This is a genomic window from Meinhardsimonia xiamenensis (assembly GCF_900102905.1).
Lineage (GTDB): Bacteria > Pseudomonadota > Alphaproteobacteria > Rhodobacterales > Rhodobacteraceae > Meinhardsimonia > Meinhardsimonia xiamenensis.
In genome coordinates, this window is record NZ_FNFV01000003.1 from 329,305 (window position 1) to 341,697 (window position 12,393).

At 66.5% G+C, this 12,393-nt stretch carries 13 protein-coding genes; 9 read left to right on the forward strand and 4 right to left on the reverse strand.

All coding sequences use genetic code 11. From position 1 onward, the window contains the following. Positions 1-3 precede the first annotated feature (3 nt). The 9 genes from comD (at position 4) to BLQ14_RS08390 (ending at position 8,745) form a co-directional block, all read left to right on the forward strand. Entirely contained in the window at positions 4-510 is a 507-nt protein-coding gene (gene comD, locus BLQ14_RS08350; RefSeq protein ID WP_092500067.1) for a sulfopyruvate decarboxylase subunit alpha, read from the forward strand. Continuing rightward, positions 507-1,064 carry a sulfopyruvate decarboxylase subunit beta gene (gene comE / locus BLQ14_RS08355; protein WP_092500069.1) on the forward strand — a complete coding sequence of 186 codons (558 nt, stop codon included), beginning with the start codon at positions 507-509 and terminating at the stop codon, positions 1,062-1,064. The genes comD and comE overlap by 4 nt, the downstream gene beginning before the upstream one ends. 129 nt (positions 1,065-1,193) lie before the next feature. Beyond that, the gene (locus BLQ14_RS08360; protein WP_092500071.1) at positions 1,194-2,216 is read left to right on the forward strand and encodes a LacI family DNA-binding transcriptional regulator; all 1,023 of its coding nucleotides are present in this window, start codon (positions 1,194-1,196) and stop codon (positions 2,214-2,216) included. Between the two features lie 94 nt (positions 2,217-2,310). Continuing rightward, positions 2,311-3,621 (forward strand): ABC transporter substrate-binding protein, encoded by a 1,311-nt coding sequence (locus BLQ14_RS08365; protein ID WP_092500073.1) that lies wholly within the window; start codon positions 2,311-2,313, stop codon positions 3,619-3,621. 131 nt (positions 3,622-3,752) lie between these two features. Next, on the forward strand, positions 3,753-4,619 hold the full coding sequence (locus BLQ14_RS08370; protein ID WP_092500075.1) for a carbohydrate ABC transporter permease: 867 nt from the start codon (positions 3,753-3,755) through the stop codon (positions 4,617-4,619). Between the two features lie 13 nt (positions 4,620-4,632). Then, entirely contained in the window at positions 4,633-5,466 is an 834-nt protein-coding gene (locus tag BLQ14_RS08375; protein WP_092500077.1) for a carbohydrate ABC transporter permease, read from the forward strand. A gap of 11 nt (positions 5,467-5,477) precedes the next feature. Continuing rightward, on the forward strand, positions 5,478-6,482 hold the full coding sequence (locus BLQ14_RS08380; protein WP_092500079.1) for an ABC transporter ATP-binding protein: 1,005 nt from the start codon (positions 5,478-5,480) through the stop codon (positions 6,480-6,482). Beyond that, positions 6,479-7,252 carry an L-iditol 2-dehydrogenase gene (locus tag BLQ14_RS08385; RefSeq protein WP_092500081.1) on the forward strand — a complete coding sequence of 258 codons (774 nt, stop codon included), beginning with the start codon at positions 6,479-6,481 and terminating at the stop codon, positions 7,250-7,252. Before BLQ14_RS08380 ends, BLQ14_RS08385 begins: the two co-directional genes overlap by 4 nt. Then, complete coding sequence (locus BLQ14_RS08390; RefSeq protein ID WP_092500083.1) at positions 7,252-8,745, forward strand: mannitol dehydrogenase family protein; 1,494 nt, start codon at positions 7,252-7,254, stop codon at positions 8,743-8,745. The genes BLQ14_RS08385 and BLQ14_RS08390 overlap by 1 nt, the downstream gene beginning before the upstream one ends. A 36-nt stretch (positions 8,746-8,781) precedes the next feature. On the opposite strand, the gene BLQ14_RS08395 is transcribed toward BLQ14_RS08390, so the two are convergent. The 4 genes from BLQ14_RS08395 to BLQ14_RS08410 form a co-directional block, all read right to left on the reverse strand. After that, complete coding sequence (locus BLQ14_RS08395) at positions 8,782-10,524, reverse strand: SulP family inorganic anion transporter (RefSeq protein ID WP_092500085.1); 1,743 nt, start codon at positions 10,522-10,524, stop codon at positions 8,782-8,784. Positions 10,525-10,604: 80 nt separating this feature from the next. Further along, complete coding sequence (locus tag BLQ14_RS08400) at positions 10,605-11,027, reverse strand: protein tyrosine phosphatase family protein (protein WP_092500087.1); 423 nt, start codon at positions 11,025-11,027, stop codon at positions 10,605-10,607. A 12-nt stretch (positions 11,028-11,039) separates the two neighbouring features. Beyond that, on the reverse strand, positions 11,040-11,921 hold the full coding sequence (locus BLQ14_RS08405; protein WP_092500229.1) for an MBL fold metallo-hydrolase: 882 nt from the start codon (positions 11,919-11,921) through the stop codon (positions 11,040-11,042). Between the two features lie 207 nt (positions 11,922-12,128). After that, positions 12,129-12,341 carry a YgaP family membrane protein gene (locus tag BLQ14_RS08410; protein ID WP_092500089.1) on the reverse strand — a complete coding sequence of 71 codons (213 nt, stop codon included), beginning with the start codon at positions 12,339-12,341 and terminating at the stop codon, positions 12,129-12,131. Positions 12,342-12,393: the final 52 nt, after the last annotated feature.

Here is a 12,393-nt window from a genome sequence, read left to right on the forward strand (position 1 = left end):
AGAATGGCCAAGGATGTTGACCGGCGCATCGTCGCCGACATGAAGGCAGCGGGGATAGGCTTTGTCACCTCGGTGCCCTGCAAGCAGCTTGCGGGCGTGATCGAGGTGCTCGACGAGACGCCGGAGATCATGCACGTGCCCTGCAACCGCGAGGATGAGGGCATGGGGCTTTGCGCCGGCGCCTACATGGGCGGGCGCATGCCCTGCATCGTGATGCAGAACACCGCGCTCGGCGTGGTGGTCAATGCGCTGGCGACGCTCATCCAGTTCTACCAGATCCCGCTGCCCATGCTCATCTCCTACCGCGGCGAGGTGGGCGAGAAGGTGGCCTGCCAGGTGGAAATGGCGCTGCACACCAAGCCGATCCTCAATCAGCTGCACATTCCCACCTACCACTTCCACCGTCCCGGCGACGAGGCGGAGCTTCCGGGCATCCTCAACCACGCCTGGGTGAGCTCCAAGCCCGTTGCCATCCTCACCGACGCCAGCTTCTGGAGTGCCGCGAAATGAACCGCTACGAACTGCTCAAGTCGATCGTTCCGGTGCTGGGCGACACGCTTGTTGTCTGCAACATCGGCGCCCCCAGCCAGGAGCTCTTCCAGCTCGCCGACCGGCCGGGCAACTTCTACATGCTCGGCACCATGGGGCTTGCCTCCTCGATCGGGCTTGGCCTTGCGCTGGCCCAGCCCAGGCCCGTTCTCGCCATCGATGGCGACGGCTCGGTGCTGACCAATCTCGGCACGCTCGCCACCATCGCCAACAATCCCGCCCGCAACTTCGTGCTCCTGATCGTGGACAACGGAAGCTACGGCTCCACGGGCGATCAGCCGACCTATGCCGGAAAGCGCACGTCGCTCGCAGAGGTGGCGCGCGCGTGCGGCTGCGCGGATGTGGTGGAATGCAGCGCCGAGGCGACCGCGGGCGAGGTCGAGGCTGCGCTGGCGCGCGAGGGCACCAGCGTGATCGTCGCCAAATGCGAGGCGGGCAATGTCGATGTGCCGGTCATCACCATGAACCCGGTGGTGATCCGCCAGCGATTCATGGACGAGGTGCGCCGCGCCTGAACCGGCGGCGCCAGTCCGACAGCGCATGATCCTGCGTCGCGCCCGCGCCGATTGTCGCGGGCGCGTTGATTTTTTGCGCGCGATAAATGATGTTAAATTCCGTAAAGGCGACAACCGGAGAGGCAGGCAATGGGCGCGAAGATCCGCAACATGGAGGAATTTGCCGCCGCGGTCGGCATCTCGCGCCCCACGGTCTCGAAATACTTCCACGACCCCGAAAGCGTCCGCCCCACGACCCGCGCGCGCATCGAGGCGGCACTGGAGAAATACGACTACCGGCCCAACATCTTTGCCATGAACCAGAACCGCAAGCTGACGAAGAACGTCGGCATCGTGGTTCCCTATCTGGCCGACCCCTTCTTTGCCGAGATCGCGCGGATCCTCGAGACGCGCTGCATCGAGGCGGGCTACCGGCCCACGCTGTTCAGCTCGCATGGCAGCACCGAGCTTGAATGCGAGATCCTCGACACCCTGCGCTCGATGAAACCGGCGGGTGTGCTGCTGGCCCCCCTCGGGCGGGCCACCGACCGCAAGGCGCTTGAAAACTTCTGCCGCCACGTCCCGACGCTGATCTTCGACTCGAGCGTCGAGGAATTCGGCATCGCCTTCGTCGGTTCGGACAACTTCCAGTTCACCCGCGTCATTACCGATTACCTGTGCCGCACCGGCTCGCCGCCGGTGTTCTTCGAGATGAAGACGCCCGCGAACCCCAACGCGCACCGGCGCCGTCAGGCCTACATCCAGGCGATGGAGCAATTCGGCCATGAGCCACACGTTGTCTCGGTTCCCGGCGAGGGTTGGGCCTTCGAGGAGATCGCCCGCCGCGGCGCGCACGAAGCCTTCGAGGCGGGGCAGATCACCGGTGACACGATCCTGTGCAGCAACGACCGGCTGGCGATCGGCCTGATGACGGCCTGCTACGAACGGGGCTTGCGCGTCGGCCGCACGGCGGACTGCGCGATTCGGGTGGCGGGCATGGATGGACACCCGCTGTCACGCTTCACCTGCCCGCCCCTGACCACGGTTGCGCACGACTACGAGAACGTCGCCCAGAAGGCCGCCACGACCCTGTTCGAGGCCCTGCGCGAGGGGCCAGGCCCTTGGAAAAGCACGCGGATCGAGGGCAAGCTCGTGATGCGGGACACGGCATGAGCCAAGCGCAAACTTGTCGCGCGTAAAAAATTTATTGACACCGCGTCATCCCTTTGCCTAGCGTGCGTCATCATCCTAGCGAAGGGAGGAACGGATGACTTTCATGACCGCACTCCGCGCGGCCACCGCGCTCGGGGTTGTCGCTGCGGCCGCCGCGGCGCAGGCCGAGACCATCACCATCGCCACCGTGAACAACGGTGACATGATCCGCATGCAGGGCCTGACCGACGACTTCACCTCGAAGACCGGCATCGAGGTCGAGTGGGTGACGCTCGAGGAAAACGTGCTGCGCCAGCGGGTGACCACCGACATCACCACCAAGGGTGGTCAGTTCGACATCATGACCATCGGCATGTACGAGGCGCCGATCTGGGGGCGCAACGGCTGGCTGGTGCCGCTAGACGATCTGTCGGCCGAGTATGACGTCGATGACATTCTTCCGGCGATGCGCGATGGCCTGAGCGCCGACGGCACGCTCTATGCCGCGCCGTTCTATGGCGAGTCCTCGATGCTGATGTATCGCAAGGACCTGATGGAGAAGGCCGGGCTCACCATGCCCGAGGAGCCGACCTGGGAGTTCATCCGCGAGGCCGCGGCGGCCATGGATGACCCCGAGAACGGTGTCAACGGCATCTGCCTGCGCGGCAAGGCCGGCTGGGGCGAGGGCGGGGCGCTGATCACCGTGGTCGCCAACTCCTTCGGCGCCCGCTGGTTCGACATGGACTGGCGCCCGCAGTTCGACACCCCGGAGTGGAAGGAGGCGCTGACCTTCTACGTCAACCTGATGAATGACTACGGCCCCGAGGGCTATGCCACCAACGGCTTCAACGAGAACCTCTCGCTCTTCCAGCAGGGCAAGTGCGGCATGTGGATGGATGCCACCGTGGCCGCCTCCTTCGTGACCAACCCGAAGGAATCGACCGTTCACGACAAGGTCGGCTTTGCGATGGCGCCGAACAAGGAGGGCGTCTCGAAGAAGGCCAACTGGCTGTGGGCCTGGGCGCTGGCGATCCCGGCCGGCACGCAGAAGGAAGAGGCCGCCAAGAAGTTCATCGAGTGGGCGACCTCCAAGGAGTATCTCGAGCTCGTCGCTTCCAAGGAAGGCTGGGCAAACGTTCCGCCGGGCACCCGCAAGTCGCTCTACGAGAACCCGGAATATGCCAAGATCGACTTTGCGCAGATGACGCTGAAGTCCATCCTCGCGGCTGATCCGAAGAACTGCTGCGTCAAGCCCGTGCCCTATGTCGGCATCCAGTTCGTGGCGATCCCCGAGTTCGCGGGCATCGCGACGGAGGTGAGCCAGGAGTTTTCCGCCGTCTATGCCGGGCAGCAGTCCATCGACGAGGCGCTGGCCAAGGCCCAGGCGCTGACCGAGGACGCGATGGAAGCCGCCGGCTACCGCTGATCGGATCCTCCCGACTGCGGAGGGCAGCGGCCAGCTTCACGACCGCGCCGTTGCCCTCCGCCCTTTCCCCCCGCCACAGTATTCCCTGACGACCACCGGCCCGCGAGGGCCGAACGAGGAGGGATTTGACCATGGCCACCCGTCACGCCCGTTCCGCCGCCCGTCTGATGATGGCACCTGCGGTGATCCTGCTTCTGGGCTGGATGCTGGTGCCGCTAACAATGACGCTGTGGTTCTCCTTCCGCAAGTATCTGCCGATGCGCGGCGGCGATCTGGGCTTCGTGGGCTTCGAGAACTACGTCCGCTTCGTGAAGTCCTCGGCCTTCTGGCCTTCGATCCAGGTGACGCTGACGCTGGTTGTCGGCGTGCTCGTCATCACCGTTGTCCTCGGCATCCTGCTTGCGCTTCTGCTCGACCAGCCGATGTGGGGGCAGGGGGTGGTGCGCATTCTCGTGATCGCGCCCTTCTTCGTGATGCCCACCGTCTCGGCGCTGGTGTGGAAGAACATCATGCTCGACCCGATCAACGGCTTCTTCGGGCATCTGTGGCGCGCCTTCGGTGCCCAGCCGGTGGACTGGCTGAGCCAGGCTTCGATGGGCTCGATCATCACCATCGTTTCCTGGGAGTGGCTGCCCTTCTCGACGCTGATCCTTCTCACCGCGCTGCAGTCGCTCGACCGCGAGCAGCTCGAGGCCGCCGAGATGGACGGGGCCGGCCCGATCGCGCGCTTCTTCTACATCATGGTGCCGCACCTGGCCCGTGCGATCACCGTGGTGATCCTGATCCAGACGATCTTCCTTCTGTCGATCTTCGCCGAGATCTTCGTCACCACCGGCGGCGCCTTCGGCACCAAGACGCTGACCTACCTCATCTACCAGCGGGTGCTGGAGAGCCAGAATGTGGGGCTCGGCTCGGCGGGCGGCGTCTACGCCATCATCCTCGCCAACATCGTTGCCATCTTCCTGATGCGCATCGTCGGCCGGAACCTCGACCGCTGAGGAGGGAGTGACAATGGCACGCGCAACCACCCCCCGCCGCAAGGCTTTCAACACCGCCCTCGCCTGGGCCGTGGGTCTTGTGATCTTCTTCCCGATCCTGTGGATCGTGGTGCTCTCCTTCAAGACCGAGGGCGACGCCATCCGCCCGCCGCTCGAGGTGCTCTTCGATGCGGCCTGGACGGTGGAAAGCTACGGCGTCGTTCAGGAGCGCTCGAACTACGTCAAGCACTTCTCGAACTCGGTCATCATCGCGCTGGGCTCTACCGTCCTTGGCCTTCTCGTCGCGGTGCCCGCGGCCTGGTCGATGGCCTTCGTCCCCTCGCGCCGCACCAAGGACATCCTGATGTGGATGCTCTCCACGAAGATGCTGCCGGCGGTGGGCGTGCTCTATCCGATCTATCTCATCTTCATCAAGCTTGGGCTGCTCGACACGCGCACGGGGCTCGTGATCGTGCTGATGCTCATCAACCTGCCGATCATCGTCTGGATGCTCTACACCTATTTCCGCGAGATCCCCGGCGAGATCCTCGAGGCCGCGCGCATGGACGGGGCGGGGCTGCGAGAAGAGATCCTCTACGTGCTCACGCCGATGGCCGTGCCGGGCATCGCCTCGACGCTCCTGCTGAACGTCATCCTCGCCTGGAACGAGGCGTTCTGGACGCTCAACCTGACCGCGGCCAACGCCGGCCCGCTCACCGCCTTCATCGCCAGCTATTCGAGCCCCGAGGGGCTTTTCTACGCCAAGCTCAGCGCGGCATCGACCATGGCCATCGCGCCGATCCTGATCCTCGGCTGGTTCAGCCAGCGCCAGCTCGTGCGCGGCCTGACCTTCGGCGCCGTCAAGTGAGGAACTGACCGATGGGACGCATCGTTCTTGACAAGGTGAACAAGACCTTCGGCGAGGTGGAGGTGATCCCGCCCCTCGATCTCGAGATCGAAGACGGCGAGTTCTGCGTCTTCGTCGGCCCCTCGGGCTGCGGCAAGTCCACGCTGCTGCGCCTCATTGCCGGGCTCGAGGACGTGTCCTCGGGCCGGATCGAGATCGACGGCGAGGATGTCACCGAGGTGCCGCCGGCAAAGCGCGGGCTGGCGATGGTGTTCCAGTCCTACGCGCTCTACCCGCACATGACGGTGCGCCGGAACATCGCCTTTCCCCTGCGCATGGCCGGGCTCGACCGCGAGGAGATCGAGCGGCGCGTCGCCCATGCCGCCGAGGTGCTGAACCTCACCGCCTATCTCGACCGCCGGCCGGGCCAGCTTTCGGGCGGGCAGCGCCAGCGGGTGGCGATCGGGCGGGCGATCGTGCGCGAGCCGAGAGCCTTTCTGTTCGACGAGCCGCTCTCCAACCTCGACGCGGCGTTGAGGGTGGGCATGCGCCTCGAGATCTCCGAGCTGCACAACCGGCTCAAGACCACGATGATCTACGTCACCCACGATCAGGTGGAGGCGATGACCATGGCCGACAAGATCGTGGTGCTCAACGCGGGCCGCATCGAGCAGGTGGGCAGCCCGCTCGAGCTCTACCGCGCCCCGCGCAACCTCTTCGTGGCGGGCTTCATCGGCTCGCCGAAGATGAACTTCATCGAGGGCGCGGAGGCGGCAAAGCACAACGCCCACACCATCGGCATCCGCCCCGAGCATATCGAGGTCGTGGGCGAGGGCGGCCCGTGGCGGGGGCGCGTGGGCGTGGCCGAGCATCTGGGCTCGGACACCTTCTTTCACGTCCACGACACGGGGCTGGCCGAGACCATCACGGTGCGCGCGCCGGGCGAGGTTGCCTTCCGGGCCGGAGACACGATCCATCTGTCGCCGCGGCTTGAGCATCTGCACCGCTTTGACGCCAACGGCGTGAGGCTCGCATGAGACGTCTTGAAGGCAAGCGCGCGCTCATCACCGGCGCGGCGCGCGGTATCGGGCGCGCCTTTGCCGAGGCCTATGTGCGCGAGGGTGCCGAGGTGGCGATCGCCGACATCGACATCGCCCGCGCCGAGGCCGCCGCGCGCGAGATCGGCCCCGCGGCTCATGCCATCGAGATGGACGTGAGCCGTCAGGACAGCATCGAGGCGGGCGTGGCCGAGGCCATCGCGCGGCTCGGGCAGATCGATGTGCTGATCAACAACGCCGCCGTCTTCACCGCCGCCCCCATCGTCGAGATCGAGCGCGCCGACTACGAGCGGGTGTTCGCGATCAATGTTGCCGGCACGCTCTTCACCCTGCAGGCGGTCGCGCGGCACATGATCGAGCGCGGCATCCGCGGCAAGATCATCAACATGGCGAGCCAGGCCGGAAGGCGCGGCGAGCCGCTCGTGGCCGTCTATTGCGCCTCGAAGGCGGCGGTGATCTCGATCACGCAGTCGGCCGGGCTCAATCTCATCCGCCACGGAATCAACGTGAACGCCATCGCCCCCGGTGTCGTGGACGGAGAGCACTGGGACGGGGTGGATGCCTTCTTCGCGCGCTACGAGGGCAAGGCGCCCGGCCAGAAGAAGCGCGAGGTGGGCGCGGCGGTGCCCTACGGGCGCATGGGAACGGCGGAGGATCTGACCGGCATGGCGATTTTCCTCGCCACGGCCGAGGCCGATTACATCGTCGCCCAGACCTACAATGTCGATGGCGGAAACTGGATGAGCTGATGACCCAAGCCGCGCCTGCCCCCCGTCCGGTGAAGCTCTGCAATGCCACCCTCGCCGAGTTGCCCGCCGGCATCGAGCGGCCCCGCTATGACCGCGCTCGCCTCCGCCCCGGCATCGTGCACATCGGGGTGGGCAATTTCCACCGCGCCCATCAGGCGTGGTATCTGCACCGGCTGATGCAGGAGGGCGCGGCGCTCGACTGGGCCATTCTGGGCGCCGGCGTGCGCGCGGCGGACGCGGCGATGCGCGAGAAACTTCTGGCGCAGGACTGCCTGACCACGCTGATCGAGCTCGCCCCCGACCACCGTTCGGCCGAGGTGATCGGTGCGATGAGCGGCTTTCTCCCCGTCCAGTCCGACAATGCGGCGCTGATCGCGGCGATGGCCGATCCGGCCATCCGCATCGTCTCGCTCACCGTCACCGAGGGCGGCTATTTCACCGATGCCGCCGGCGGCTTCGATGCTGGGCACCCGGACATCCGCCACGACGCGGCCAGCCCCGACACGCCCCGCACGGCCTTCGGGGCGATCGTCGCCGCCCTCGCCCGCCGCCGCGCCGCGGGCCATGGGCCCTTCACGGTGATGAGCTGCGACAACCTGCGCGGCAACGGCGCCGTGACGCGGGCCACGGTCACGGGCCTTGCGCAACTGTCCGACCCCGTGCTTGCCGGCTGGATCGAGGCCAACGTGACCTTCCCCAACGCCATGGTCGATTGCATCGTGCCGGCCACCGGGCCCGAAGAGATCGCGCTCGCCCGCGCCTTCGGCATCGACGACGCCGCGCCCGTCACCCACGAGAACTACCGCCAGTGGGTGATGGAAGAGGCCTTCTGCGCCGGTCGGCCGGAATGGGAGAGGGCGGGCGTGACCATCTCGGCCGACGTGCACGGCTGGGAGACGATGAAGATCCGCATTCTGAATGCGGGTCATCAGGTGCTTGCCAATGCCGGTGAGCTTCTCTCGATCCCGACCATCGCCGACTGCATGGCCGACAGCACGCTTTCGGCCTTCTTCGGTCGGGTGGAGCGCGAGGAGATCGTCCCCCATGTGCGCCCCGTCGAGGGCATGACGCCCGAGGACTATCTCGGCCTCATCATCCGCCGCTTCTCCAACCCCGCCATCCGCGACACCACCCGGCGCGTGGCCTTCGATGGCTCCTCGCGCCACCGCGGATTCGTCCTGCCCATCCTGCGCGACCGGCTCGCCGCCGGGGGCGACGTGCGCGGGCTTGCGCTGGTCGAGGCGCTCTGGGCGCGGATGTGCGCGGGCACGCGGGAGGATGGCAGCGAGATCGCGCCCAATGATCCGCAATGGCAAGCGCTCAATGCCGCCGCGCTTGCCGCGCGCGCGGACCCTTCCGCCTGGCTCGAACAGCGCAGCATCTACGGCGATCTCGCCGCCGCGCGGCCCTTCGCCGAGGCCTTCGGCCTCTGGCTCGGGATGCTGTGGCAGAAAGGGGTGCGGGCAACGCTCGAGGCGTATCTGAAGCAATAGGACGGCGGCGGCAGGCAGCCGCCGCCCTGCCTACCTTCAGCCCGCGGCCCTGAGCGGGGGGCGGGCGTGGCGGCTCAGCGCCTGCCATGCAGCCCATTGCGACAGGAACACCTTCCCGCTCAGCTCATCGAGGAAGTGGCTGCGCTTCAGCCGGTCCATCACCGGACCCTTCACTTCCGACAGGTGCAGCCGCACGCCCATCTCCGCAAGCCGGCGGTTGATCTCCTCGAGCGCCTCGAGCGCGGAATAGTCGATGTCGTTCACCGCCGACATCATCAGCACCACATTCCTGATCCGGGGCGACTCGGCGAGCCGCTCGAGCACCATCTCCTCGAGGAAACGGGCGTTGACAAAATAAAGGCTCTCGTCCACCCGCAGCGTCAGCAGCTCGGGGTCGGTGATCACGTCGTGGCGGCGGATGTTGCGAAAGTGCTGGGTGCCCGGCACGAGGCCCACTTCGGCCACATGCGGGCGCGCGGTGTTGTAGAGATGCAGAAGGATCGACAGGATCACGCCTGACGCCACGCCCGCCTCGACGCCCGCCCCGAGCGTCACCAGAATGGTCGCGGCAACAGCGGCGAAGTCGGCGCGCCGGTAGCCCCAGGTCTTCTTCAGGATCGAGAAGTCCACGAGGCTCAGGACGGCCACGATGATGGTCGCCGCGAGCGTCGCCTTCGGCAGGTAGAAGATGAGCGGGGTGAGAAACAGCGAGGCCAGAAGCAGCCCCATGGCGGTGAAGGCCCCGGCCGCAGGCGTTTCGGCGCCGGCGTCGAAATTGACCACCGAGCGGGCAAAGCCCCCCGTGACCGGATAGCCACCGGTGAAGGCCGCGCCCAGATTGGCCGCGCCAAGGCCGATCAGCTCCTGATCGGGGTCGATGCGCTGACGCTTCTTCGCCGCGAGGGTCTCGGCGACCGAGATCGACTCCACAAAGCCGATGATCGAGATGAGGATCGCCGGCACCAGAAGCTGGCCCACGAGCTCGGGCGCAAGCCCCGGCATGGTCAGCGGCGGCAGCCCCTGCGGCACCTCGCCCACGATCTTCACTCCAAGCGCATCAAGCCCGAGCGCCCCCGTGACGAGCGTCGTCACTGCCACCGCCGCCACAGGCCCGGCCTTGGCGAGCATGTCGGCGAGTCGCGGCTTGAGCCCCGCCCGAATGAGCAAGGGCTTCAGCCCCTTGCGCACCCAGAACAGGAAGGCAACCGCCGAGGCGCCGATGACGAAGGTGACGGGGTTTGTCTGCGGCAGATGCGCAATCAGCGAGCCCGCCATCTCGAGAAGGTTGTGGCCTTGGGCCTCGACGCCGAGGATGTGCTTCATCTGGCTCGTGGCAATCAGGATGCCCGAGGCGGTGATGAAGCCCGCAATCACCGGATGGCTGAGGAAATTGGCAAGCCACCCGAGCCGCAGAAGCCCGAGCGTGACGAGAAAGGCGCCTGACAGGAACGCGAGCGTCAGCGCGGCCACCGCATAGCCGGCGGTGCCCTGCTCGGCCACCTGTCCGACCGCCGAGGCGGTCAGGAGCGAGACAACCGCCACCGGCCCGACCGCAAGCGCGCGCGAGGTGCCGAAGATCGCGTAAAGCACGATCGGGGCGATCGAGGCGTAGATGCCCGCCTCGGGCGGCAGGCCCGCGAGCAGCGCATAGGCCAGCGACTGGGGAATGAGCATGATGGTGACGATGATCGCTGCCACCATGTCGTTCGAGAATGTGTCGCGATTGTAGTGCCGGCCCCATTCGAGGATCGGAAGGTAGCGGGAAAGCCTGCGAAGCATGATCGAAGCCCCTCGGCGCGCAGAAACGCCCGCGCGCCGTTCTCGATGGTGATGATGATCGGAGTCGCCCGGCCAGGCTTTCAGGCCGCGGTCTCCAGAAGCGGGGCGAGGGGGGCAATGTCATAGCCCGCCTCCCGCGCCGCCGCGACAATCTGCGCCGCCGGCCGACGCCCGGCCTGGGCGAGCGCCCAGAGGATGGTCGAGCGCGTGCCCGAGCGGCAGAAGGCCAGCACCGGCCCCGGCAGCTCGTCGAGCGCGCGCGCCATCTCGGCGACCGCCTGCGTGGGCGGAAGCCCGCCCGAGGCCACCGGGATGAGCCGCGCCTCGAGGCCGGCCGCTTTCGCGGCCCGCTCGATTTCCTCGAAGGTGGGCTGGCCGGGTGCTTCCCCGTCGGGGCGGTTGCAGATGATCGCCCGGAAGCCCAGCGCAGCGGCCTCGGTGACCTCGGCGGGCGTGATCTGCGGGGCGACCGACAGGCGGTCGTCGAGCTTGCGGATGTCCATGCCGCCCACTCCTCAGAGCTTGTTGACCGGCACCTTGAGCATCTGGTTGCCGTCCTTGTCCTCGGGGATGTGGCCGGCGCGGATGTTCACCTGGATCGAGGGAATGATCAGCGTGGGCATCTTCAACGTCTTGTCTCGCTCGGTGCGCACGCGGATGAACTCCTCGCGCGTCTTGCCGGCGATGTGGATGTTGTTCGCCTTCTCCTCGGCCACGGTCGTCTCCCACTTCGGCTCCCGCCCGCCGGGGCAGTAGTCGTGGCACATGAACAGCCGCATCTCGTCGGGCAGGCTCAGCACCTTCATGATCGAGTCATAGAGCGTGCCTGCATCGCCGCCGGGGAAGTCCGCCCGCGCCGTGCCGCCATCGGGCATGAACAGCGTGTCGCCGACGAAGGCCGCGTCGCCGATGACATGGGTCATGCAGGCCGGCGTGTGGCCCGGCGTGTGCATCGCAAAGGCGGTCATGTTGCCGATCTTGTAGGTCATGCCATCGGTGAACAGCGCGTCGAACTGCGAGCCGTCACGCTGGAACTCGGTGCCCTCGTTGAAGATCTTGCCGAAGACCTCCTGCACGATCTTGATGTTCTCGCCGATGCCGATCTTGCCGCCGAGCTTCTCCTGGATGTAGGGGGCGGCGGAGAGGTGGTCGGCATGGGCGTGGGTCTCGATGATCCACTCGAGCTTGAGGCCCTGTTTCCTGATCTCGTCGATCAGCATGTCGGCGTGATCGAAGGTGATCCGGCCCGCCGCGTAGTCGATGTCCATCACGCTGTCGATGATAGCGGCCGCGTTCGAGGTCGGGTCCTTGACAATGTAGCTGATCGTCGCCGTGGCTTCGTCATAGAAGCCCTGAACCTCGGGCTTGATGCTCATGTCGACGGGATAGTTTGCGATGGGCGTGGCAATGGCCTCGGCCATCCTGTCGTTGTGTGCGTCCATCTGCGCCTGCTGGCGCGCTTGTTCGTCCTTCATTTCCATGCCCTTTCCCTGTTCCTGGCACACAGGGCACCATTGCCCCGGTCGTGGACCGGAGCGCGCCCATGCGCCGGTCATCACTGCAACGCCTTCGGCGCCCGTGCGCCGCGGCAGCGGCTCTGGCGTTTACTCGGCCTTGCAGGTGCGGATGCCGAACACCCGGTAGAGCGGGCAGTTGCCGACGGCCGCCGTGATCAGCATGATCACTGCCACGATCACCCCCAGCCACAGCAGCAAGCCGTTTGCCGAAGCCGCCCCCGAGAGGAAGGCCCAGTAGAGCAGTGCCAGACCGATGACGGCCCGCACCACGCGGTCAACCGTGCCCATGTTCTTCGACATCACGAATGCCCTCCGATAAGCGTTGTCAAAGCATATATGATATCACGCGCCG